The sequence below is a fragment of the Jeotgalibacillus soli genome, assembly GCF_000829435.1.
Lineage (GTDB): Bacteria > Bacillota > Bacilli > Bacillales > Jeotgalibacillaceae > Jeotgalibacillus > Jeotgalibacillus soli.
Genome location: NZ_JXRP01000019.1, coordinates 205,619 through 230,942 on the forward strand (window position 1 = coordinate 205,619; position 25,324 = coordinate 230,942).

General features: G+C 38.7%; 23 protein-coding genes and 1 pseudogene. 9 read left to right on the plus strand and 15 right to left on the minus strand.

The window, feature by feature from the left end; translation table 11 throughout:
* Nucleotides 1–3: 3 nt before the first annotated feature.
* The 5 genes from lpdA to KP78_RS15230 all read right to left on the minus strand — a co-directional run bounded on the left by lpdA (nt 4) and on the right by KP78_RS15230 (nt 6,715).
* A complete protein-coding gene (gene lpdA, locus KP78_RS15210) occupies nt 4–1,425 on the minus strand; it encodes a dihydrolipoyl dehydrogenase (protein WP_041090206.1) in 1,422 nt (473 codons plus the stop codon).
* Nucleotides 1,426–1,443: 18 nt separating this feature from the next.
* Nucleotides 1,444–2,547, minus strand: coding sequence for a butyrate kinase (gene buk / locus KP78_RS15215; protein WP_041090207.1), 1,104 nt, complete (start codon nt 2,545–2,547; stop codon nt 1,444–1,446).
* Nucleotides 2,548–2,615: 68 nt separating this feature from the next.
* Nucleotides 2,616–3,710 carry a branched-chain amino acid dehydrogenase gene (gene bcd / locus KP78_RS15220; protein WP_041090208.1) on the minus strand — a complete coding sequence of 365 codons (1,095 nt, stop codon included), beginning with the start codon at nt 3,708–3,710 and terminating at the stop codon, nt 2,616–2,618.
* 27 nt (nt 3,711–3,737) lie between these two features.
* Entirely contained in the window at nt 3,738–4,640 is a 903-nt protein-coding gene (gene yqiS / locus KP78_RS15225) for a phosphate butyryltransferase (protein WP_041090614.1), read from the minus strand.
* Between the two features lie 32 nt (nt 4,641–4,672).
* The gene (locus KP78_RS15230) at nt 4,673–6,715 is read right to left on the minus strand and encodes a sigma-54-dependent Fis family transcriptional regulator (RefSeq protein ID WP_041090209.1); all 2,043 of its coding nucleotides are present in this window, start codon (nt 6,713–6,715) and stop codon (nt 4,673–4,675) included.
* 130 nt (nt 6,716–6,845) lie between these two features.
* Here KP78_RS15230 and KP78_RS15235 point away from each other — a divergent pair, with 130 nt between their 5' ends.
* Nucleotides 6,846–7,112, plus strand: coding sequence for a DUF2627 domain-containing protein (locus KP78_RS15235; RefSeq protein WP_041090210.1), 267 nt, complete (start codon nt 6,846–6,848; stop codon nt 7,110–7,112).
* A 38-nt stretch (nt 7,113–7,150) separates the two neighbouring features.
* Here KP78_RS15235 and KP78_RS15240 read toward each other — a convergent pair whose 3' ends face one another.
* On the minus strand, nt 7,151–7,927 hold the full coding sequence (locus tag KP78_RS15240; protein WP_052474863.1) for a glycerophosphodiester phosphodiesterase: 777 nt from the start codon (nt 7,925–7,927) through the stop codon (nt 7,151–7,153).
* Nucleotides 7,928–8,597: 670 nt separating this feature from the next.
* Here KP78_RS15240 and KP78_RS15245 point away from each other — a divergent pair.
* From KP78_RS15245 to KP78_RS15265, 5 genes are all read left to right on the plus strand, one after another.
* A complete protein-coding gene (locus tag KP78_RS15245) occupies nt 8,598–9,110 on the plus strand; it encodes a DUF4178 domain-containing protein (RefSeq protein ID WP_041090211.1) in 513 nt (170 codons plus the stop codon).
* 31 nt (nt 9,111–9,141) lie between these two features.
* Nucleotides 9,142–9,807, plus strand: a complete 666-nt coding sequence (locus KP78_RS15250; protein ID WP_041090212.1) for a PspA/IM30 family protein — start codon at nt 9,142–9,144, stop codon at nt 9,805–9,807.
* Between the two features lie 120 nt (nt 9,808–9,927).
* The gene (locus KP78_RS15255; protein ID WP_235420956.1) at nt 9,928–10,527 is read left to right on the plus strand and encodes a DUF4247 domain-containing protein; all 600 of its coding nucleotides are present in this window, start codon (nt 9,928–9,930) and stop codon (nt 10,525–10,527) included.
* Nucleotides 10,528–10,548: 21 nt separating this feature from the next.
* Complete coding sequence (locus tag KP78_RS15260) at nt 10,549–10,944, plus strand: DUF350 domain-containing protein (protein ID WP_041090213.1); 396 nt, start codon at nt 10,549–10,551, stop codon at nt 10,942–10,944.
* 37 nt (nt 10,945–10,981) lie between these two features.
* Nucleotides 10,982–12,547 carry a polyamine aminopropyltransferase gene (locus KP78_RS15265; protein WP_041090214.1) on the plus strand — a complete coding sequence of 522 codons (1,566 nt, stop codon included), beginning with the start codon at nt 10,982–10,984 and terminating at the stop codon, nt 12,545–12,547.
* A gap of 323 nt (nt 12,548–12,870) precedes the next feature.
* On the opposite strand, the pseudogene KP78_RS15270 reads toward KP78_RS15265, so the two are convergent.
* Both KP78_RS15270 and KP78_RS15275 read right to left on the minus strand, forming a co-directional pair.
* A pseudogene (locus KP78_RS15270) lies at nt 12,871–13,181 on the minus strand (transposase); the annotation flags it as partial.
* Between the two features lie 897 nt (nt 13,182–14,078).
* Entirely contained in the window at nt 14,079–15,542 is a 1,464-nt protein-coding gene (locus KP78_RS15275) for a protein adenylyltransferase SelO (RefSeq protein WP_041090216.1), read from the minus strand.
* Nucleotides 15,543–16,245: 703 nt separating this feature from the next.
* On the opposite strand from KP78_RS15275, the gene KP78_RS18755 reads away from it, so the two are divergent.
* Nucleotides 16,246–16,677, plus strand: coding sequence for an ATP-binding protein (locus tag KP78_RS18755; protein WP_052474864.1), 432 nt, complete (start codon nt 16,246–16,248; stop codon nt 16,675–16,677).
* Between the two features lie 278 nt (nt 16,678–16,955).
* Nucleotides 16,956–17,840 carry an ROK family protein gene (locus tag KP78_RS15285; RefSeq protein ID WP_041090217.1) on the plus strand — a complete coding sequence of 295 codons (885 nt, stop codon included), beginning with the start codon at nt 16,956–16,958 and terminating at the stop codon, nt 17,838–17,840.
* A gap of 545 nt (nt 17,841–18,385) precedes the next feature.
* On the opposite strand, the gene KP78_RS15290 is transcribed toward KP78_RS15285, so the two are convergent.
* The gene (locus KP78_RS15290) at nt 18,386–19,831 is read right to left on the minus strand and encodes a DEAD/DEAH box helicase (RefSeq protein WP_041090218.1); all 1,446 of its coding nucleotides are present in this window, start codon (nt 19,829–19,831) and stop codon (nt 18,386–18,388) included.
* Nucleotides 19,832–20,020: 189 nt separating this feature from the next.
* Between KP78_RS15290 and rluF the strand changes: the two genes are divergently transcribed.
* Nucleotides 20,021–20,728 carry a 23S rRNA pseudouridine(2604) synthase RluF gene (gene rluF / locus KP78_RS15295; RefSeq protein WP_041090219.1) on the plus strand — a complete coding sequence of 236 codons (708 nt, stop codon included), beginning with the start codon at nt 20,021–20,023 and terminating at the stop codon, nt 20,726–20,728.
* 228 nt (nt 20,729–20,956) lie between these two features.
* On the opposite strand, the gene KP78_RS15300 is transcribed toward rluF, so the two are convergent.
* The 6 genes from KP78_RS15300 to KP78_RS20155 all read right to left on the minus strand — a co-directional run bounded on the left by KP78_RS15300 (nt 20,957) and on the right by KP78_RS20155 (nt 24,761).
* Nucleotides 20,957–21,712: an exodeoxyribonuclease III gene (locus KP78_RS15300; RefSeq protein ID WP_041090220.1), complete on the minus strand. Its 756-nt coding sequence runs from the start codon at nt 21,710–21,712 to the stop codon at nt 20,957–20,959.
* Between the two features lie 99 nt (nt 21,713–21,811).
* Nucleotides 21,812–22,108: a DUF3219 family protein gene (locus KP78_RS15305; protein ID WP_041090221.1), complete on the minus strand. Its 297-nt coding sequence runs from the start codon at nt 22,106–22,108 to the stop codon at nt 21,812–21,814.
* Nucleotides 22,109–22,260: 152 nt separating this feature from the next.
* Nucleotides 22,261–22,758, minus strand: coding sequence for a hypothetical protein (locus tag KP78_RS15310; protein WP_052474865.1), 498 nt, complete (start codon nt 22,756–22,758; stop codon nt 22,261–22,263).
* A 328-nt stretch (nt 22,759–23,086) separates the two neighbouring features.
* On the minus strand, nt 23,087–23,902 hold the full coding sequence (locus KP78_RS15315; RefSeq protein WP_041090222.1) for a uroporphyrinogen-III synthase: 816 nt from the start codon (nt 23,900–23,902) through the stop codon (nt 23,087–23,089).
* A gap of 273 nt (nt 23,903–24,175) precedes the next feature.
* Nucleotides 24,176–24,619 carry a PIN domain-containing protein gene (locus KP78_RS15320; protein WP_041090223.1) on the minus strand — a complete coding sequence of 148 codons (444 nt, stop codon included), beginning with the start codon at nt 24,617–24,619 and terminating at the stop codon, nt 24,176–24,178.
* Complete coding sequence (locus KP78_RS20155; protein WP_157841512.1) at nt 24,609–24,761, minus strand: hypothetical protein; 153 nt, start codon at nt 24,759–24,761, stop codon at nt 24,609–24,611. The genes KP78_RS15320 and KP78_RS20155 overlap by 11 nt, the downstream gene beginning before the upstream one ends.
* Nucleotides 24,762–25,324 lie beyond the last annotated feature (563 nt).

The window sequence follows — 25,324 nt, forward strand, 5'->3', positions numbered from 1 at the left end:
CTATTATGAGTGAATTGCTTTTCCATCAACAGCCAGCGCAGCTTCCCCAATGGCCTCGCTCAGTGTAGGATGAGGGTGAATCGTCTGTCCCACTTCCCAAGGTGTCGCATCTAGCACTCTTGCTAAGCCAGCTTCTGAAATCATATCTGTTACATGAGGTCCGATCATATGAACACCAAGAAGGTCATTTGTTTTTTTATCGGCAATCATTTTTACAAAACCATCGCTTTCACCGAATACTAAGGCTTTTCCAATGGCGCGGAACGGGAACTTACCAATTTTCACATCATATCCCTGCTCCTTCGCTTCTTGCTCTGTTAGACCAACGCTCGCCGCTTCCGGTGTGCTGTAGATACATTTACTAATCATCGTGTAATCAATCGGAACAACATCCAGATTGGCAATATGCTCCACCGCCTGTATCCCCTCATGTGATGCTACATGGGCTAGCTGAAGACCTCCAATGACATCTCCAATCGCGTAAATATGAGACTCTTTTGTTTGAAGTAGTTCGTTCACATGAATAAACCCTTTTTCTACTACAATATCGGTATTTTCTAGTCCAATCCCTTCAACATTGGCCTGTCTTCCTACAGAAACGAGAATTTTATCAGCAGAAAAAGCTTTCATTTCCCCTTTTACTTCTGCTGTGATGGTAACATTGCTCTCTTTAACCAAGGAAGCGGCATCCACTTTCGCACTTGTAATAATCGTAATTCCCTTTTTCTTAAGGAGCTTCTGCATTTCTTTTGAAATATCATGATCCTCAGTTGGGATTATGCGGTCTGCGTATTCAATAACGGTCACCTCTACCCCAAAGTCTGCCATCATGGAGGCCCACTCAATCCCGATCACTCCACCACCCACAATAATTAATGAGTTTGGAAGCTCCGTTAAAGCAAGTGCTTCATCAGAACTTAATACCTTTTCTCCATCGATATCAAGACCAGGTAAAGAGCGAGGCCTTGAGCCTGTAGCGATAATCACATTTTTTGGAATCAGCATTTCATTTTCTGTACCATCATTCATTTCAACAGAAATAGTTCCAGGTGTTGGAGAGAAAATCGAAGGGCCTAAGATGCGCCCTAAACCATCATACACATCAATTTCCCCTTGCTTCATCAACGTTTGTACTCCCTTATGAAGCTGATTGACAATAGAGGATTTTCTTTCTTGCACTTTCCCAAAGTCCAATGCTACATCGTTAACTATGACACCAAATTCTTCTGCATTCTTTGCAGTTGCAAATACTTCTGCACTTCTTAAGAGAGCTTTGCTCGGGATACAGCCTTTATGTAAACAAGTTCCACCAAGTTTCCCTTTTTCCACGATCGCAGCAGACAAACCAAGCTGAGACGCACGAATGGCTGCTACATATCCACCTGTGCCACCACCAAGAATTACAAGATCATATTCCTTTGACATATGTATTCCCCCTGCCGTTTACTTTATTTCAACACGCTTTCTATTTGGGTAAACTTTCACCTGTTCTTCATTACGTAATATTCGCAGCGCTCCTTCTGCCAATGCTTGTAATTCATTTTCACCTGGCTGGACGATTACATCTGCGATCCAGTTCACTCTTTCTGTAATGTTGCTGACAAACTCTTTTCCATAGGCAAGCCCACCAGTTAAAATGATTGCATCGACTTTACCAAAAACAACGGCACTTGCGGCACCGATTTCTTTTGCTACCTGATAAGCCATTGCTTCGTAGACTTTTTTAGCTTCAAGATTACCGTTTTCAATCATTTTCTCAACTTTAACGGCGTCATTTGTCCCTAAATAACCAACCAGTCCGCCTTGCCCTACCAGCTTTTTCATAACCTCTTCTCGATAGTAGTCACCGGAAAAACACAGATCCACCAAATCTCCTGCTGGTACAGTTCCAGCACGTTCAGGACTGAATGGACCGTCTCCATGCAGTCCGTTATTAACATCGATCACTCGCCCATTTTTATGAACGCCAACTGTGATGCCTCCGCCCATATGTGTGACTATAAACGTTGATTCTTCATATTTCATCCCGATTTCCTTGGCTACTCGATAGGAGACTGCTTTTTGATTTAGTGCATGGAAAATACTTTTCCGCTCAATCAATGAAAAACCGGAAATCCTAGCAATATCGTCTAGTTCATCAACCACTACAGGGTCAACAATAAAGGAAGGAATGTTCAGTCCAGATGCAATTTCATAGGCTATGATTCCACCTAGGTTAGATGCGTGCTGACCTGAATACCCTTTTTTTAAATCCCTGAGCATTTGTTCGTTGACTTCATATGTTCCACCCTCAATAGGGCGAAGCAACCCTCCACGACCACATACAGCACTAAGCTTAGAAATGTTCATTCCTTCCTGGTCAAGTGATTTAAGAATCGTTCGTTTTCTAAAATCATATTGATCAATAATATTCGCATACGATCCAATTTCTGTTGAGTCATGACGAATCGTTTTTTCAAATATAGACGTTTCTCCGTCAAATATGCCAATCTTTGTAGATGTAGATCCAGGGTTAATGACTAAAATACGGTGTTGTATTTCCTGCACGACTTTCCCTCCAATAATACGAACTGAGCGTCCAGCTCTACAGCGAACGCTTAGTCATTTGACTGTTCTTATCGACGGCTTAAAATATGATGCTCTTTTTGCAAAAACGTATTTCTTGAGCGGGCAACACGCTCAATTCTCTCTTCAGCCATGCGGTCAGCCGCAACGTAGCTAGGAACACCGTCACGCTTTGCAATCTCAAATACTTTCGATACATTATCAAAGATCGTTTCTACGTTTTTCATTGCACGTTCACGGTTATAGCCATAGAGCTCATCTGCCACATTAATAACGCCTCCCGCATTGATCACGTAGTCAGGCACGTATACGATTCCACGCTCATGTAAAATATCACCATGCCGTGCTTCTTTTAACTGGTTATTGGCTGCTCCAGCAACAACTCGCGCCTTTAATATTTCCAGCGTTTCGTCATTGATTACAGCACCTAGTGCACATGGTGCGAAAATGTCACATTGAACGCCATAAATTTCATTTGGCTCTACAGCTTGTGCCCCAAACTCATCAACTGCTCGCTGAACAGCGGCTTTGTTAATATCTGTAACAATCAGTTTTGCCCCTTCTTCGTGAAGATGACGGCAAAGCGTGAATGCTACATTTCCGACACCCTGAACAGCAATGGTTTTTCCTTCTAAAGAATCATCCCCGTACGCTTCGAGTGCGGCGGCTTTAATTCCGCGATAAACACCATATGCCGTAACAGGAGATGGGTTGCCCGAGGAACCAAATGCAGGAGAAATCCCTGTCACATAGTCTGTTTCTTCGTGAATCAAATCCATATCCATTACAGTTGTTCCCACATCTTCTGCTGTGATGTATCTGCCAGCTAGACCTTGTATATAACGCCCAAATGCCCGAAACATTTCTTCATTTTTATCCTTTAACGGATCTCCTATAATAACCGTTTTACCTCCGCCCAGGTTTAGTCCAGCAGCAGCATTCTTGTACGTCATCCCTTTTGCCAAACGGAGCGCATCTTCAATAGCGGCTTCCTCAGAAGCATACGTCCACATTCTCGTTCCACCTAGAGCCGGTCCTAAGGTTGTGTCGTGAATGGCAATAATAGCTTTAAGTCCTGAGTTTTTATCCTGACAGAACACCAATTGCTCGTAATCGTACTTCTCCATATAAGTAAACAATTCCATATGTAATTCCTCCTAAGGGATGTGTTGTTAGTTAGATGAGCAAATAGCCAAGGCCAATGAATTTAGCTTACTTTGAGCAGAATCAGCACGAGACGTTAATACAATGGGTGCTTTAGCGCCTGCAATGATTGATCCTACCTGGCTATTACCAAAATACATAAGTGATTTATACAAAATATTGCCGGATTCGAGTGTGGGGACAACTAGAATATCTGCTCGTCCAGCAACTTCTCCCCCAACACTCTTGTGCTTTGCCGCTTCCATTGAAATTGCATTATCAAGCGCTAATGGGCCATCCACAATGCAGCCAGTAATTTGACCTCTTCTATTCATTTGTGTCAGCGCAGCCGCATCAATAGTTGCTTTCATTGCAGAGTTAATCACTTCAACTGCAGCTAAAGGTGCAACTCTCGGAAGATTTATCCCGATCACATGTGCAATTTCAACCGCATTACGAATAATGTGTACTTTTTGCTGTAAATCGGGCTCTACATTCATTCCAGCATCAGTTACGAAGATCGACCTTTCTAATGATGGAACCTCAAAAAGAGCAACATGAGATAACACACTTCCCGTTCGTAATCCGTACTCTTTATTAAGCACTTCCTTTAACAAAGGAGCGGTCTCAATCTGTCCCTTCATTAATACGGACGCTTCACCTTCGCTTACTGCTTTGACGGCCTTCATAGCAGCTTCTGCTGAGCTCACAGCATGCCGTATTACAACGGATCCGCTTTCTACAAGCTCCGGAAAATTGGCTGCAATCAGTTCTGTTATCTTTCTTTCGTCTCCAACCAAAATAAAATTAGCCAGCTCGCTTGATATCGCCATATGAACGGCGTGCAATACCTCAAGATCCTCCGCACCCGCAACAGAAACCGTTACTTCTTCCTTTTTTGCTGCCTGCTTTAGAATATAACGAAACGACACCACTCACCCGCCAGCTCCTTTATGTAAAATAATTAAAAATCCAATTCATATTTTTCTATTTTGTAGTATAAATTTCTTATAGATATATCAAGCTCTTTCGCAGCAGCCGTTTTATTTCCATTATGAGCAGCAAGGGTCTGTTCAATAATCTCCTGTTCTACTCTTTCAAGCTTCTCGGCCAAAGAGCTTCCTTTCAACCGTTCGATTCCTTCTCGATTATTTGAGGGGTTGGAAGAATAGAGAGGAATTAAATGCTTGGGCTCTAAAATCGTTTCCTGGTGCCGCATAAAGATCATTGCTCTGCTTAAAACATTTTCTAGTTCACGCACATTGCCTGGCCAGTCATACTCAAGGAGCTGATCAATCGCTGCCGGTGAGACTTCTCTTACATGTCTTCCATACGCCTGATTTAAATTTAGAATCAATCTTTTACAGAGCGCTGGTATGTCACTTTTATGTCTTCTCAACGGTGGAATTTGAATGGGCAGTCTGGTCAAATGATAGTAAAGCCCCTCAATAAAACGACCATCTGCAATTGCACGTTCCAAATTATTATTTGTGGCAGCAATAATGCTTGCCTTGAGCGGCAAGGCTATTTGACCATTTAAGCGATACAGCTTTTTCTCCTGCAGTGCTTCCAGCAAGGCTTCTTGTGTATCGAGACTCAGTTCTCCAATTTCATCTAGAAACAAGCTTCCTTCACCAGCTTGTTCAATTAACCCTCTTTTAATATGGTGATTATCTTTTGGATCTTCAACTCCAAACAATGCTTCCTTCAAATAAGCAGAGGGCATGGAGGCGCAATTCACACGAACAAATGATTTGTATTTCCTATCACTGGCATTGTGTATGGCATGAGCAAACAACTCTTTTCCAGTTCCTGATTCCCCTCTGAGTAAAACAGTGGTTTGTGTCTTGGCCGCAAGTCTCGCTTGTTCCATTGCAAGTTGAATTTCATCAGAGCTTCCCACAATATCCTCGAACGTATACTTTGCTTCAAGTGTTCGAATGATTTGCCTTGCCCGGTCGAGTTCATTGGTTAAAGATTGAATTTCTGACATGTCATGAATGACACCGACACTTCCCTTTAAATGACCGTTAACGATAATTGGCGCCACATTTACAATGACTTCTTTTTTGTGAGATCCTACCCTCATATGTGCCCCGCGCACAGGTCTCCTGGTTTTAAGAACCTGCATATGCATGCTGTCACCTTCAGATATATCGGCCGTTGCGGGTTGATTGAGGATTTCATTTTCCGTTAAACCGGTTAGTCTTGTATAAGCAGGGTTTATCAAAATCCCCCTGCCGTGCTCATCTACAACAGAAATCGCATCATCGCTTGATTGAATGATAGCTTCAAGCATCGTTTGGATTTCCTTTAAATTTGTCATTTCCTCAGCTAAATTAACAACCTCTGTAATATCTTTAAACACAGCGAACGCTCCGATGATCTCCCCTTGTTCATTGATCATCGGAATTCTCGTTGTGACCACCTTATGACCATTATCCAGTAAAAGTTCCTGATTACTTTCAGTTCTTCCCGTTTCAATAATTCTCGGTAATCCGCTTAATGGAATTACATTATAGATCGATTGGTGCATTGCTTTATCCTGATCAATCCCAATCATTTCAGATGCTCTTTTATTAAATAAAATAATGCGGTAATCACAATCAATTCCGATCATGCCATCGTGGGTGGAATTGACAACCAAATCTCGTATAAAGGAATCATGCTCCATATGTTCAATTAATGTTTCCTTCTCTGTAAGTAATTGATAGATTAAAGATGCCACGCTCCCAGGAACCAAAACCGTATGCCTAGACCTAGCGTCTCTAAGATCAACGAATGTTTGTGGATCTCCAGTCACATCGATAATGATATCCGGATCATCGGAAAGAAAAACTTTCCAATCAGGTCCTGTATCGATAGCTAACTTGTGCGCCAATACAAGTCCCGGTGCTTGAGGATCATGGTCGACAACTCCAACTATCTGAAAAGCATCAGATTCTGCCATAACTCGTAACAAGGCAATTCCTCCTCGCCCAGCTCCGACAACCAGCACTTTTTGCAATTTTTTTCATCCCCTCTATTATACAACGCAACTTTTTGCAACCCACTATATTGTACATGAAAGCATTTTCCTTGACAATTATTTTCAAAAGAAGGATAGTTTGTTTAGAATATTGCAGGGAGATTTGCCTATGACTAGAATGATCGCACTCGTTATTATGCTTATTCCCGGTATCATTGCAGCTTACGGGATCAAGCTAATGAGAGATATGTTATTTGGAATACAAACTGATTGGATACCTGCATTATGGTTCCAATTTGTTCTTGGCTTTTTCATGTTTGTTATTGGAATTGGCTTTATAGCTGGATTTTTGTTACATCGAGACCGTAAACGCAATAAGGTTCAAGACCGATTCAAATCAAAAAAATATGCATCCAACGACACACAAAATAAATAAGCATTACACTTTCTTATTAAAATGAAACACCGATCATCCTAATTGTTTTTAGAATGATCGGTGTTTTTGATTTTGTGTTCTCTCTTTGAGATCAATGATTCACGAATATTTATCGCCTTCTCCGGATAATCCGTTATAATCGCATCGACTCCGCTTTCCATCCAACGCTGAAGAGCATTACTTCTATTTAATGTGTAAAGCCGAACGGCTACAGACGCTTGCTGACATTGCTTCATTTGTTCATATGATATTGCACGAAAATTGGCATGTACACTAGTTGCTCCTACAGATTGAGCCAACAAAAGAGGGTTTATTCCCTTTTTCGAGTATAATGGAGCCTTCTCCATATTTGGTGCTAAATTGTTTAATTCAGAGACAGACTGATGATTAAATGAGGATAAGATCATTCTTTCATCTAATCTATACTGTGCAATTTTCTGCAATACTTTTTCTTCCATCCCTTTGTAGGGTACTTTGTTATTCTTAAGCTCTATATTGCATACCATGTCATTATTTGTTAACCATTCAAGCACTTCCTCTAAATGAGGAATTCGATGGCGAACAAACCATTTTTTCTTGTTATAGCTAGCATCCAATGAAGAAATTTCTCGCCAGTTCATCAATGCAACCGCACCTCTTCCATTCGTCGTCCTGTTAACCGTTTCATCATGAATGACAACAAGCTCTCCATCGTTCGTTTGCTGAACGTCAAGCTCAATCCCATCGCATCCTGTTTTCAACGCTTCGTTAAAGGCCTTCATTGTATTTTCGGGATAGCGCCCAGAACTTCCTCTATGAGCAAAAATTTGTGTCATCACTGTGCCTCCTAAATACTACTATTAATTTTTTGACTAACTATATTGTATGGAAAAGAGATATAGATTGTCTTGTATACCAATGAATAAAATTAGACTTACAGGATCGTTAGCTGGTATACCTTATACATGACCAATGACTAAACGGAAACTTAGATATCTATATAGCAATTCCAACGTTCTGCCTTTTTAACAAACAAAATCATTTCCTTTATATTAATAAGACGAATTTTAACCATCTGAACGATGGCTATTCCATTAATTCCGCTACCCCTTTCACCCAAAGTAATAACCTTTCCAAATTATATCCATTCACAAAATCATCTGAAGTGACCCTCCATTAATTTTAGAAATTAAATCATATTAGGAAGGAAATTTATTAATATTTCCCTTGTATTTCAATAAACAGGTGTCCATTAATCGACATTGTTCACTTTTATTCTAATCTATTTATTTCACTGCAATGGTATTAGTCGTTAATTCCTTGTTTTTTAATCCATCACATATTACATTAAGGTAATAAACAATAAATATTTGCCTAAGTCAGCGATTAATTATGTTTAACCATAATAAAAAAATTATATAGCTTTATTAGAAACTTTCTCTATTTCTATACGTATTACTAATTTGTATACGTTAGAAAGGGTGAATAAAAGGACGTGAGACCGAGATGAGTTTTTTTGGAAAATTATTTGGCAGTAAAGAAAAAAAACGTCCAGAGATAGAAGAACGGACAGTTATGAACCTTAAAGTCGGTGACATTGTCACGTACGATCTTGAGGACTATCAAGTAGTCGGAAGCCTATCGTACAATGATCATGGCTTTAAATGGTACGCCTACCAGCTGCAAGGTGCGAGCCGGGTAATTTGGCTAAGTGTAGAAATGGATGATGAACTAGAGCTTGGCATTTATGAAAAGTCCAAACTTAAGGTCCAAGAGCCAATTCCGAAAAAGCTCGAACTTGATGGCGTTACCTACTACCAAGATGAAACTGGAACAGCCACTGTACGCGGAGAAGGACGCAGTCAAAATGTTGATGGCGTTAAATGCCGATATTATAGCTTTTATGATGAGGAAGAAGAAAAGTACTTATCATTGGAAATCTGGGGCAGTGAAATTGAAGCCAGCACCGGGTTTGGGATTGAAGAATATGAAATTAAAATTATAGCTGGAAGCCTATAATATACAATTTAACTACGTGGAGGAATGACAAATGTTTCAATTTTTTAAACGAGTAAAAACCGTGGTTGGTTCTGAATTAAATGCAATGCTTGACAAGGCGGAGGATCCGGTAAAAATGCTGGACCAATTTATGCGTGAGATGCAAGAAGATATCCGAGATGCAGAAGCTTCAGTCGCCAAACTCATCGCTAACGAAAAAATGCTGGAAAAAAAAGTGAAAGATGCTGAAAATATGGCCTCTAAACGTGAAGATCAGGCAATTAAAGCACTGGAATCAGGAAATGAAGATCTAGCCCGCCGCGCACTGGAAGATAAAAAGACACATGCGAATACGGCCGCTTCTCTTCGTGAATCCTATGAACTTGCGAAAGAAGACGCTTCGATTCTTCGTACGAAGCTTGATGAAATGAAAAATGAATACAATGAAATGAAGCTTAAAAAGGATACACTAAAAGCGCGTGCAGAGTCAGCTAAAACTCGTACGAAAATGAATAGAAGCATGTCTGGTTTTGGCGGAAATGAAGCCAGAGGCGGCTTTGATCGGATGGAGGAAAAAGTCCTTCAGTACGAAGCGGAAGCGGAAACAAGTGAAGATATGCGTTCGTCAAACCGAAGCCTTGATGATGAACTAGATGCATTAGATAATAATGGTGTAGAAGATGAACTAGCTGCGCTCAAGAAAAAATTAGGTAAATAATAATGACAAAATCTATAAAGACAAGATAAAAGGAGCGTAAATTCAAATCCTTTTTATCTTTTCTTTCAAAACTGGCCTTTGGTTTCGGGCCAGTTTTCCTACTGTTTAGGAAGGCGTGTGATGAACATGAAGAAGGCATTAGTGTCCGTAATGATCACAGGAGTGCTTTTTTTTCTGTCCGCATGCGGCAGTGGATCAGGCTCCCTATTCCGTGATGATATCAGTGACTTTATCAGCGGCAGCTATCAGCTCTACGATACGGTTTCTTCCGCTGAAAATAGCGATGATTTTGCAAGAATCTATCTTGCTGAAGATCAGGATATCTCCTCTGTTGCCAGCGAACTCCAAAAGCATGAAGAGCCCACAGAGATGAGTGAGCCTAGAAATGGCAAACAAATTCTTGTGTATGATAATCAGTTCGTAACCTTGACTGAATCAGAAGATGATTCCTCTGATACTATCATCGAGCTGGCAGGTGAGGAATTTGTCCGCAATAATTACAGCCCAAGCTTTTTTGAAGGCTACCTTTTGGCAACTTTTCTTAATAATATTTTTGGCAACAGCTGGAGCAATGACAGAAGTCAGGCATGCCGTTCGAATCCAGATCGATGCTACGGCGGGTATGGCTCTGCAGGAACATTTGTAGGAAAGAACGCAGTTCCCTCTCTCCGCGGTGGGTCGTCTTCTGTACGCGGCGGCGGAATTGGTGAAGGAAAATAAAAATTGAAAGGGGACTACCTCATGGAAGAATTCTTACTGACGGTCATGTATTTTATTATTGCCGTTATGATTGTTGTCATTGGCCTATTTCTTTTTGAGATATTGACTAGAAAATATAAGGATTGGGATGAAATCCTAAACGAGAATAAAGCGGTGGCTCTTTCCATAAGCGGAAAGATAATTGGGATCTGTATTATTTTAGCGTTTGCTATTTATAATAGCTTTTCATTGACGCAAACATTGATTTGGGGTGTAATAGGCGTGGTCCTTCAATTACTGGCCTATGTGATCTTTGAATTATTAACACGCAAATTCTCAGTTGAAGAACAGTTAAAGCAAGGAAATATTGCAGTTGGAATCATTAGCTTTGCTATTTCTGTAGGTTTGGCCTTTGTCATTGGCGCCTCGATTACATAATTAGTGCAGAAAATGCAAGGTTAGGGAGTAGAATGAAATGAAAAACCTGACTGATCTAGGAACGAATCAAAGCAAAGCCATTTATTGGGCATCAGGCATCGTATCCATTTGCGGTATTATTTTTGAGGTATTATTTGGAGCAGCTGGGTCTTATATTTTGGGAGATGGTGTGAAGCAATATACCCTCACCATCTCGCTTTTTTTAACGGGAATGGGAATTGGCGCTTCTATTAGTGAACATGTAACAAAAAATTTAATTTTATCTTTTATTTGGATTGAATATGTGATCGGATTAATCGGGGGCTTTTCTATTTTCTTATTTTTCGGTGTGACCGCTTTTCTTCCGGAAGGAACCGATTCCATCTTCCTTTACTCCATTACGCTGCTAGTTGGTGGATTGACTGGGCTTGAACTCCCTATTTTAATTCGGAAGGCGAATGAAATTGGTGTTACATTAAGAAAAAGTACAGCTAGAGTGCTGTTTTCAGATTATGCCGGAGGATTAATTGGCGGATTATTATTTGTTTTCTGGCTCAGACCAGAATTCGGTCTGGTCAAAACAGCTTTTATCGTAGCACTTGTCAATGTTGCTGTAGCGATATGGATCCTTTACTATTTTAAAAAAGAGATTGCCCATTTTAGATTGCACTTAATAGCTGGTGGTATGTTCTTTCTTACATTATTATCAGGAGTGTTTTGGGGTGATGAAGTAGCCTTTACATTTGAACAGCGGCTTTATCGGGACCCGATTATCCACCATGAACAAACTGAATATCAGCAAATCATATTAACAAAAGAACAGGGAGATGTTCGCCTTTTTCTTGACGGACAGCTTCAAATGAGCTCGTCAGATGAATACCGTTACCATGAAATGCTTGTACACCCTTCAATAGGCAGTACAGAAACCCCAAACCATGTGTTGGTGCTTGGAGGCGGAGATGGCTTCGCTTTAAGAGAACTATGGAAATATGACGAAGTAAAACAAGTGGACCTTGTCGATTTAGATCCTGCGGTAGTCGATTTGGCAAAAACCAATTATGATATTGTGCAGTTAAATGAGCAATCCTTTTTAGATCCACGAGTAACCGTCCATCATCAGGATGCCTTTCGGTTCATTGAGAACTCAGATGAACTATATGATGTCGTACTAGTTGACTTCCCTGATCCGAACAATGAATCATTGAATAAGCTATACACCTTACAATTTTATCAGCTGCTTAGAAATCATCTAAGACCAGGTGGCACAATCATGATTCAGGCAACAAGCCCCACCTTCGCTCCGAAAGTTTATTGGACTATCGATTACACCGTAAGGCAAGCTGGACTCCATACGGAAAACTTTCATATTGACGTTCCAAGCTTCGGTAACTGGGGATTCATAATGGCCAAAAGAGAAGCAATTAGTGGCGACATTGAAAACGTGGATCTTACAGTAGAGACAAAATTTTTAACCCAGGAATTACTGCCAGGACTCACTTTTTTCGGAAAAGATATTGATCAAGATATTACGGATGACAACGGAAAAACGTTTGAGTATCAGGCGAATACATTAATGCATCCAATTTTACTTCAATTGTATGATGAGGCATGGAAGAATTATTAAATCAGAGGGGGCTATCTTATTTTTAGCCTCTTCTGCAGCTTTAGAATAAAGTTTGATCATTTTACTCTCACAATGTTCCACTAACTCTCCCTTTAATTGAAGATTGTACCGAAGCTTATTCCCCGCACCAACATTCCAGGTAAGCCTCCGATCTCTTAATATTAAATTTATTCAAATTAACAGCACTCTATCTATAATTACTTGATTTTCGTGTACATCCCGAATGTTTGGTAAATCTTCGTCTGAATTATGGTAAGTAACTCAATTTTCGCAGACCAAAGTAGGCAGATAAGCCCTGATGTAGCCTGGTACACCTGCAATTAATAGTTGTAACGATTTTGTTGAATCGCCTCTATTTTCGTCCCATGATCAGCGCCGCTTGCTTTAAAATATCGACTTCCATTTCTAGCTGTTTATTTCTTTTTCTTAACTCAATCAATTCTTGTTTTTCAGGGCTTCGATTGTCTTTCTCTTTGAACGAACCAGACTGTTGAAATTGAGCAATCCATCTGTCTAAAGCAGATGCAGTTAAATCATATTCACGGACAATATCTTGACGACTTTTTCCACTTTCGTATAAAGCAATCACTTGCTTTTTAAATTCTGTGGTTAACGTTCTTCTTTTTTGGGACAGAGTAGATTCGCTCCTCCCTTGTTGTGTCTTATTCTGCTAGCCCTTATTTTTATTGTCCAACCAAGTGCAGCCTATCCACGATAAAAGAAAACTATTTTAATTACAATGAAGTCGAGCTTATTATCCTTCCTGATGAGCTAAGAGAACACAATATAGATTATACAAGTTCTGAAGACTGAACAAACTAATACATCATCTCACCCTATATATTATTTTATAATTTTTGAATCTAAATTACCCCGTTAGCTCGCTCATTAAGCGAAAGGAGCTGCCGTTACGACAACTCCCGCTTCATTCAAGTATTCGTTAGTTGAGCTAAGAGAGTGGTTCATTTTTTGCTCACTTTAATTACAGTATTGATACCTGCCACAATAGATAAAACTCCTATTATATTCATAAGAATGTTTTCTATTTCTACAAGGCTTAATGTTAATCCAATTAAAAAAATTCCTAATAAATTTAGAGTAATACCAAGTTTAATTCTTATAATTAACCATTTAAATACTTTATGGCTTTTCGTGATTGTGCCATTTCCCTTTAAATGTTAGACGAAATTTTTTCAATATCCTTCTTTCATTAACCTGCCCTGTTAATTTAAGTTCAACTCTTCGCAATCTCTTGATTTTAACACAAATACCCAATCCCATATGAAAAAGGTATTCAACAATCTGGTCTGGTTGTTGAAAAATAAGGTATTGAATAATTTGATACTATGCTATTTTGTGATACGGTTCACCTTACCATCTCGTACTGTTTCCGAAACCTGGAACTCTGACCCTTACTAGAAAGGCAAAAAATAAACAAAAATAAGGCTGACTCCAAAAAGGAGCAGCATTACTTTGTACTATTTTGAGAAAAGAAGTAAGAACCGTTCCTAGTTTCTCTAATGCTTATATATCAGGTACCACAAAAGGTTCGATATGGGGTTGTTGACTCCGTCAGTGTGGTATATTCTGCCTGTACGTTAGAGTGAGCGTATGGGTTTGAAAGAACGTCCAAAAGCCGTTCCATCACGCTGTAGTCTCCTTGTCCCACTGCGGCTTCTAGTGCCTCTTCTACCCGGTGGTTCCGTGGGATTAGCGCCGGATTGCTATTTCTCATCAACTGATGCGAGGAGGCTTTCGATTCCTCCTGCCTGCCTAGCCTCGCCTGCCAGAGCTCATCCCACTGTTTAAATTCATCGGTGCCAAACAGAGTATTATCCCCCGTTGTATCAAAGGTCAAAGCGCGGAAGGTGTTCGTATAGTCCACACGATACTTATTCATCATACTAAGGAGATCTTCAATAAGGCTTTGATCCTGTTGTTCTTCGTTAAAAATCCCCAGTTTCGCTCTCATTCCAGTGAGCCAATTGAGGTTATATAAAGCTGGATAGCTCGAAATTGCTTCTCGGGCCAGTTCAACGGCTTCTTCTTGATAATCATGCAGCAGCGGCAATAGGCTTTCAGCAAATCGTGCGAGGTTCCATCCTCCAATATTCGGCTGATTGCCATAGGCATAGCGGCCTTGAATGTCAATGGAACTGAATACTGTTGCCGGGTCGTAGGCATCCATAAATGCGCAAGGACCATAATCGATGGTTTCTCCGCTAATGGTCATGTTGTCAGTGTTCATCACCCCATGAATAAAGCCAACCAGCTGCCATCTGGCAATAAGCTCAGCCTGGCGCTTGATCACTTCCTTAAGCAGCGAAAGATATCGGCTCTCATCAGGTTCTACGTCTGGAAAATGCCGCTTAAGTGTATAGTCAGCCAGGATCCGGAGTTCCTCAACTGTACCCCATTTTGCCACATATTGAAAAGTACCAACGCGCAGATGACTGGCAGCCACACGGGTTAGAATGGCACCAGGAAGCTCGGTTTCGCGGATTACTGACTCACCCGTTTTCACCACCGCTAAACTACGGGTGGTAGGAATACCAAGCGCATGCATGGCTTCACTGATGATGTATTCACGCAGCATCGGTCCAAGCGCCGCTCGACCATCACCCCCGCGCGAGTATGGCGTTCTGCCTGAACCTTTAAGCTGAATATCAATCCTCTCACCTTTGGGCGGGACCTGCTCGCCTAGCAGCACAGCTCGGCCGTCCCCTAACATGTTAAAATGCCCGAACTGATGTCCCGCGTAAGCTTGAGCTAGAGGGAAAGCATCTTTTGGAATCTGGTTTCCGGCAAGCACTGCTATGCCATCTTCGCTTTGCAGCGCCTGAACGTTTAAACCCAGGGAGTTTGCCAACTGCTGATTGAGAATGATCAGCTTTGGCGACCGTACAGGCGTTGGGTTGATGCTGGAAAACAATGATTTCGGCAGACGGGCATAACTGTTGTCAAAATTCCATCCTGTTTCTTTACTCTTTGTCATAATTTCTCCTTTTCTTCTATTGTCTTTTTGTATAATCTTTTTTCTCTTATATGAAACAAAAATCATAAACATTTTTAGTTATCTACATTCAATTAAAAACACCCGCAGTCCCTTTTTAATGTCTGCTTCTATCAATTTATTATACCGTTTCCACACAAAGATGGCGCCCTTTAAGTAAAATTGATTGCCTGCCACTGCCCTAGATTTGAATTGATTGACTGTAATACATGATTATCGGCGGCTTTAGAGAGTTGACTTTTTATTAGGTGATTTGATAGGAGATTTTGAAACGCCTTGTATGATGATTCCACTGAATAATTAATTATTACAGGAGAATTAACTAATTCGGTAAAAAACGATTTATAGAATTTTAAAAACAATAACCCATAGAGAGATAGGAGATTTGGGTTTAATAAAACAGCACAGCTCACTTACAGTTTAAAATAACCATAACCATGTTTAAAGTTTACGCATGGTCTGGACGATTCAGGGTCATTCTGCTAATAAATTCCCGGGTTTTTCCGGCAGTAAGCTAAAAGGTATTACCTATAGAAATTTAGTATATTCATCCTGTTAATTGTCCCTTTCAAATCAACGCTCGCTCGCATTTAATAAAGTAGAAGCACTTGATGCTTAAATAAACTTGTGTTGTATAAGTATCATGTAGAGTGCAAGTGAGAATTTGATCTAGGAGAGATGTAGCGTGAAACTGGGTATTATGTGTGGGATGCCGTTAAGCGGAAAATCAACATTCGCAAAAATTCTTCAGAGCCAAGGGTGGGTACGTGTATCTCTAGATGATCTCAGGCTGGCTTTACATGGCCAAATTTATAAAGCTGAGGCTGAACCGCTCGTGTGGGAAAGCACTGAACTTATGGTCCGTTCATTTCTAAAAAGTGGACATAAAGTGGTTGTTGATACAACAAATAGAACGAGAGAACGACGTAAAAGATGGATACGTGTTGCTAAGGAATTTGGACTTACATTGGAAATTTTCCACGTTGATACTGATTTTGAAACGTGTAAAGAACGTAACAGAGCACTGAATCGATTAACTGAAAATGTTTTGAAACAAATCTTCAAAGAATTCCAGAAACCAACTTCAGAGGAGGGGAAAATTGTTAACGTACTATAGTAAAAAATACAGCTATGCAAAGATAAATAAAATGGCTGAATGGTGTGATGACAAAAATAATAGTACTGTGTAAACGAATAATCCTGATTCTGAATTAAGTTATCATTTACGGAGCCTCATCATTAGATTAACTATTTTCCCTGCCTTTTCTCTTGTCGATGAATAGTATTTGGACCACTTTGCTTTTTCTACTCTCTTTATGCCTCACCCTTGTAACAACGAGAGTATGAATTGAATTTTTAAATAGTAAAACAACATTAAGACTGGGAGGAAGAAAAGTGAGAAAGTATATCACCTTTGATGTAGGCGGGACAAAAGTAAAGCACGGACTATTATTAGAGGATGGAACTATTCTTTCAAAAGATAGCTACGATTCCAAGTCCACAAATCTAGAACTATTTTTAAAAGAAATGGTAGATACCATTGATTTGTATACAAGAAATCATAATGTGAGCGGTGTTGCGATTAGTTTGCCAGGCTTTATTAACCCCCGTACAGGTTATTCAGAACGAGCCGGGTCTGTAACAGTACTAGATAATCAGAATCTTAAAAGGTTATTAGAAAGAAGAATAACTCTACACGTTGAAATCGAAAATGATGGAAACTGTGTTGCTTTAGCAGAAAAATATAGTGGTAATGCACAAAAATGTACTGATTTTATCTGTGTGACAATTGGCACTGGAATTGGTGGGGGGATTTTTATCAATGGGAAACTTTTACATGGTCACAGTTTTAGAAGCGGTGAATTTGGTTTTATGATTACCCAGGCTAAAATGGATAACAGTGTATTGCATAACAATGCTTCTACTACTGCCTTAATCAGATCCTATAAAAAACTCAAAGGCATTAGTGAATCTGAAAGCATAAATGGAGAGACTGTTTTTTTAGAATCTGTTGAAAATATGGCAGTTAGAAGACTCATTGATGACTGGATTAAAAACATTAGTTATGGAATTTATAACCTAGCAGCAACTTTAAACCCACAAAAGATATTAATTGGCGGCGGAGTCATCGCTCAACAGGATTTGTTAAGTAAGATAAACGATCAACTTGACCAGCTCTATTGGTGGAAAGATATTAAGATTCCTGTTGAAACCTGTAAACATCAAAATGACGCAGGAATGATTGGAGCCATGTACCATTTCATACAAAAGTACGCTTAGGGGTGTTAGAAAATTCCCTTTCTTTTCAATATCTTTTACCTCTAATTTCATTTTCGAATTCCTCTATTTTATAAAATCCAATCTTTTCATATATTTTAATGGCTCGTTTATAAAGAGTAACAACAAGTAATTTTAAAAATTCTCTCTCTTGAAATTCTTCATCAATTATCCTGCCATTTAATACAGTAACTAAGAATTGTCCTCAAATGCAAAACGAGCACAACCCTTAATAAAGGATTGTGCCAGTTAAAAAATCCATTTGGAACATTAATTAACATGATTATAGAGCTATAGCTTATAAAAATATTACTATAATCACTTTTGCGTTGTTTTTTGACTACTCCCGATAACAGAAAATCTCGTAAGTATTTACACTATTTCAGAGAGAGCTGTATTAAATCATTTAAATGATCTCGTATTTCATAATTTCTGTTGCATAAAGATTACTTTCTGAGCCATTGTGATGACCTATTTCCTCACCAATAAAGAGGATAGTTCTGGATCTCATCATTGAATCAATTGTAACAAATTGCTGCCTTAAAAGCTTATTTCTTTGCCTCGTGGACTTTTAACACCTTTCCCTTAACTGTTGTGTTCTTCATTGCCTGCAAAACCATCGGGCCTTTTCCATTTAATATTTCAACATACGATACATTTTCCTGAATGGTGATAATGCCAATATCAGCAGCTGTTACACCATTAATTTTTGCAATGGTCCCTACAAAATCTACTGCTCTTATTTTCTTTTTCTTTCCACCGTTGAAATAAAGCTTCATGATCTCTTTATTTAGTTGAGCACTTTTATCTATTTTTAGAATGGGTTGAGCATTTATTTTCTCTTCGAAGGCTGGTTTTTCTCTTTTCACTTCTTCTCTTAAAGGAGCATTTTTTTTAGTGATCTCAAAACCAATGTATTCTTCTATTTCTGCCAGGAACCTTTCCTCATATGGTGTTACAAAAGAGATGGCTTTTCCCGATTTTCCCGCTCGTCCAGTTCTTCCTGTACGATGAACATAGCTTTCCTTTTCTAGTGGCAGATCATAGTTGATCACAAGGGTAATGCTGTCGATATCAATTCCTCTTGCAGCTACATCTGTTGCGATTAAGTAGCGGAATTTTCCTCGTTTAAAATCATTCATTACAGCAAACCGATCTTCTTGTATTAATCCCCCATGAATTTTGTCAACCGGATAGCTGGATCGATTTAGTTGCTGAAACACAAAATCTACTTGGTCTTGCGTACGGCAGAAAATGATACAGCTGTCAGGATTTTCAACTGTCGTTATATCTTTAAGAAGAGAAAGCTTCTGCTCATCACTTACATCATATAAAATATGCTCAATTGTATTATTCGTAATCCCTGAAGCCTCAATTTCGATTTCAATTGGATTTTTCATATATTGATGACAGAGATTTTCGATATCCTCTGGTAATGTTGCCGAGAAGAGCATCGTCACACGATCTGTCGGCAGCGCTTGTATAATGGCTTCCACCTGGTCGATGAAGCCCATATTCAGCATCTCATCTGCTTCATCAATGATAAGAAAGCTTAATCGCTCTAAAGCGAGAGTCCCTTTTTCAATATGGTCTAATAACCTTCCAGGAGTCCCTACCACCACATGTGTTTTTTGCTTTAATTCCGTTTTTTGATGTAAAAAAGGTTGTTTGCCATAGATCGCTGCAGCTTTAATTCGTTTGTATCTTCCGATATTCGTTATATCTTCTTTAATTTGAGCAGCAAGCTCCCTAGTCGGCGTAAGAATTAGTGCCTGAGGCTTATTCTCCTCCCACTCCAACATTTCACATATCGGAATACCAAAGGCAGCTGTCTTCCCGCTTCCTGTTTGAGATTTTACAACTAAATCTCTCTTTTCTAAGGCGACTGGAATGACTTTTCTTTGTACCTCGGTTGGGTTTTCATAATGTAAGCTTGTTAATGCTTTTACGATGTCATCATTTAAATTCAAGTCTCTAAAGCTGTTAGTGTTCATGTCTTAACCTCATTTTACTTTGTATTGTTAACTTAACGTGCATTCAATAAACGAATACATTATCAAGATTGTTTCATTATACTTGAATTATTCCATACTCCGCATGATAATTGTGGAATGCCCTTGAACAAAAGGGTTAATATGCGTTATCTTAAGAACATAAATCTAAACTAAAAGGTGTGCTTTTTTTTGCGAATCAATAAATTTATCAGTGAGTCAGGTGTTACGTCGAGACGGGGAGCAGATAAGTGGATTGCCGAAGGCCGAGTAACAATTAATGGGACTGTCGCGGAATTAGGCAGCCAAGCAGAGCACGGAGACGATGTTCGTGTCGATGGAAAACCAATTTCTGCCGAACAAGAAAATGTTTACATTGCGCTAAACAAGCCTGTTGGGATTACAAGCACGACGGAAAGACATATAAAAGGAAATATTGTCGACTTCGTCAATCATCCATTGCGTATTTTCCATATAGGAAGACTCGATAAAGATTCAGAGGGCTTAATCCTATTGACCAACGATGGGGACATTGTAAATGAAATTTTACGTGCAGAAAATAAGCATGAAAAGGAATATATTGTTACCGTAGACAAGCCCATTACTCCTGCCTTTCTAAAAGAGATGTCAGAAGGCGTCGAGATTTTAAATACGAAAACATTGCCATGTAAAGTAAATCAGCTATCTAAAAATGTTTTTAACATTACATTGACACAAGGATTGAATCGTCAAATTCGCCGTATGTGCACAGCACTTGGCTATGAGGTTCGAAGTCTAAAACGATTGCGAATCATGAATATTCATTTGGGTGACTTGCCACGAGGACAGTGGAGAAATTTAGCCAAAAATGAGCTTCAGCAATTATTTAAAGACTTAAACTATTCATCAAAGAAAAGATAAAAGAGGATGATTTGCATAAGTCATCCTCTTTCCTTTTAAGCAATCCATTTTCCATATGTTCTTCATATGGTGAACAGGATAATGGTTATTGAACGTACCTTTTCAACCACTAGCTCTTGCACCTTGCAAAGAGCCTGTTAGAAGTAAGAGACAAATTTTATACGATCCATTATTTGAGCTAGATGAAAAGATGTATATAGGTTAAATAGATTCAAAAAAGGATAGCTTTTATACTTCGATCTCTATAAACACCGGACAATGATCGCTGCCCATTATTTCAGAATGGACCTGGGCATCGATTAATGAAGAGACCAATCGTTCTGAAAGGATGAAATAGTCAATTCTCCATCCAATATTTCTTTCTCTTACCTTGCTCATGTAGGACCACCATGTATACACATCTTCTTTTTCCGGATAGAGATATCGAAATGAATCAACAAAGCCGGCCTCAAGTAAGTTTGTCATTTTTGTACGTTCTCCATCCGTGAAGCCTGAATTTCCTCGATTTGATTTCCAATTTTTCAAATCGATTTCCTGATGTGCTACATTCAGATCACCACATAAAATAACAGGCTTGATTGCATCCAATATGATCATATAATGACGTATTCGATCTTCCCACTCTAACCGTTCGCCAAGCCGTGTCAAATCTCGTTTGGAATTGGGTGTATACACATTAATTAAATAAAACTCTTCAAACTCTAATGTAAGTATTCTTCCCTCTGGCTCAGAATCATCCTGATCCAAACCATATGTAACAGATAATGGAGTTTTCTTTGTAAAAACAGCAGTACCGGAATAACCTTTTCTTTCTGCGTAATTCCAATATTGTTCGTATCCTTCTAAATCAAGCGTTATTTGCCCTTCCTGCAGCTTCGTTTCCTGAATACAGAATAGATCAGCATCCACTTTTTCAAAGTACGTTAAAAACCCTTTCGCTACATTTGCTCTTAGTCCATTCACATTCCAAGACACCAGCTTCATAAATTCGTTACACTCCCTTCTTTAAGACAATCAAAAAATCACACAGGATGTTCCCATAATCGTAAAGGAAACATCCTGTGTGATTATAATCAACTGCCTTTATTGCTTGAGTTCAATTAGCTCTAGATGAAAATCCCCTACCGCATCTTCTTCATACAAATTGGTAACAGATGTTGAATAATTGTGAACTGTCCCTCTAAAAGCAAGATTTTTTTCAGGGACCGAAACATCAAAGTTTAATTCATATAAGAGTGTTGTAATCGCATGATATGCTTCATGGTTCACCTTAAAATCAACCACTATTTTCAACAATTCTTTCCCGCTAGCCGATACCATCTCATCTTGATAGTGATCCACATTTATTTTTGTATCATTTAGCATGATATGATTAGGCAATTATCATTCAACTCCTCAATGTTCTTAGAGGAATGGTATCATTATTGTTTAATCTTTTTCAAGTATACAGTTTGCACATACCAGAGAATTGAGTAGAAAAATTAACCCGCCTAAAAAAAGACCGATTTTAATTGGTTATACTGTTAAGCAATTTATCCTACAGTCCCAGCTTTTAAGTCCATATATGTTGAATGATGGATCCAAACGGTCTTACTTTTTTTATACCGCCCAAAATACCATCGTCCATCCATCACAGTAATGCCAAATTCTTGGTCTGGATTCACCCTATCGAGTTTACCGTTAATATGTAATCCCACTTCATGTGCAATCCAGCCTCTTTTTTCATCTTCCACTTCTGTCAATTGATACAAGTTATTATATTTCATAAGATTCACATTGAACGTCAGTCCGAATAAAAATATTTTTTTAACTTGATTAATTATATCTTGAAGATCCGCCCCTTCGTACATTACCTCGATTCGTTCCTTAATGAATGGACTTCTATTGGGATCAATTTCAATTGGACTTTTTAGGACATTCTCATTTGTCTCGATTCCAAAGATCGATCGTTTTTCCATTTTACACATGGAGGATTCACCTTCACGATGTGCAAAATGATAGATAAACATCTTATTATTATCTTTTTCCATTCAATTCCCATCCTTTTTAACGTGAATGTTCATTATCCACAGCTTTTATTAAAGGCTGATAAATAATGTATCTACGTTGATTTATTAGGTATCTAAATTGATTACAGAAGCATGTTATTTAATATTATGTTCAGTTGTATTTATGTGTTTTTATATTCTTACATTTTCATGCTGTACCCTCTTCCCCACTAATTGATTCTTAAAACATTTTATCGATAAGCTTCAAAAAAAAAAAAAATAGTTCTCCCGTTTTGATATTCAGTGGAACTATTTTTGTTTGTATCTAAAAGGATTCAATAACCTTATTCCGTCATCCTTAAAAGTCGTGCTAAATATCCTGCTTACTATAATAACGAGATAATTCGATCACCATAGCACCCATACGTTCTTTTTCGGGTACCAGCATCCGTTCAATTCCTTCTTCCTTAAGCGCTTCTGCTGTCACTTTTCCGACAGCTGCTGCCAGCGTCTGACTTTTAAAAGCATGAATGATTTTATCCAAATATTCATTTTCTCTGGCATAATCAAATAACTCTCTTACTTGAACGGCAGTTGTAAAGCAAACCGCGTCGACTTGATCGTTTATCAGCTCATCACATAAGGCTGACACAATTTTGCGTTCAGGTGCAATGTGCTGATAAGGTAAAATTTGCTGAACCGTTGCCCCTTTTTCATTCAGAAACTGAATCAATGCAGGCGCTTTTTCACCGTGCAGCTGAACCATAACTCTCTGTCCTGAAAAATCAAAAGATTCTAATGCCCTGATTAATCCCCTTGTGGTCCCATCTTCATCTACCGCTACGGGGTTAATGCCTAGTTTCTTTAGGGCAGAAAAGGTCTTGTACCCCCTAGAAGCGATTTTTGCTTCCTGTATTCTCTGAAGAAATAAATCCTTAATATTCATTCTCTCTGTTAAATCTAGCAATGTGTTTGTTCCAATGCCAGTTGTCAAAACGACCCAATCAGCACCTGTTTCAACAAACTTGCGTAGATCCGGCTCCACCTGCTCCTCTGCTAAAAATACCGTTCCCTGCAAAGGTCGCACGATCGGTATTCCACCCTGCTTTTCTATCAATGTGCTGATTTCATCCGTTTTGCGTGAGCCTGCTATGGCAATTGTTTTTCTTTCTAATCCTTTAGCCATGCTATATCCCTCGATTCTTTTGGTAGAATATATGAAATTACTTGCTGATCGAACCATTTATATAGCAGCTCGTAATTTTTTGATCCTTTAAACTATTCTACCATTTTTCCAGCTTGGTATTTCTAAAATGGTGTGAGCGACAGATGATGGATTTTGCAATAAATGATGATAAGTGCAAATTTCTTTAAGACAGTCTCCAAATAGCTCACAAAAAAACGGAGCTAATGACAGTCTCCGCAGCAAAAAAATAATTATTTTGTTCTGTCCTTATCCTTACTTTACTCCATGCTTCAAGAAATAATCGATCGGCTTCATTGGAATAAACGGTGCATCTTGCATCTCCAATATCCCGCTTTTTAAATCGATAGTGATAATATGATTCGCATCAGATTCGACTGCCGCGTCCACAAACATTTGATCATTTCTGTCAGTTGCAGTAAAATCGGATTTCGTGTGAGATGTATTCACGCTTTTTGCGTGCTGGAATAAGAAAGAAATGTAATCTAATTTTTTTCTCATATGTTCGTATGGAGAGTTGATTTCATTGGATATTTTTTTAATCATGTAAAGAAGCTCACCAATCGTATATTGAGAAAAAACGAGCCTTGCATCATAACGATCCAGTGCATTAATAAAAAGAGTACATTCATCATCGTCTTCCGGAGTGAATAATGCCCGAATAAAAACACATGTATCTACAACGATTTTATCTGCCATATTTCTCCTCTTTAAATGTTTTTATTATTTCTTGGTATGTGACACCTTTCTGCTTCATACTGGATTGAATATTGTTGCGGATCTCGTTAAATAATTTTAAATGTCTTTCTTTAAACTTGTCATCTTCTTTCATTGAAACCATATTCTTGCCCCCCTTTTTAATCACACACAAAGTTTTTTTCAGTATGTGCAGGAAAAGCATTTTTAAACAGCATCTCATAAATTTACTATTTATTCATGATCATTTTTATGTACTTATTATCCTATTTTTATGATTCTTCACAATGCGCTAATGTTATTTAAGCGATTGGTCCTGCGGGAGAATAAGAGCTTGTTTCGTATAAATGAAAAGAGTGATCGTCTTGGAAGAGCGTTTCTTTCTAGAATAATCTCAGCAATTTTTAGACGGGACAAATTAGCATTCAATAGACCAAGAACGCAATAAATTATATAATTAACATAATAGTTGATCTCAATTTTATTAGTGCCAGCTAAAAATGAATAGACTGCATTGCACTGTATAAAAAAATACGTTATACAAGAAAATGTTGAGATGGAGCTAATAACAGGGAATGAAGGATGGACATGATTACATACACAAACGGATTTAATGGTAAAATAGAAATACATACAAAAAATCAAGAAATTTCACAAAAAAGGTTTAAGTAATCGTTTAAATCCAAAATATAGAATCCCCTCCAATAC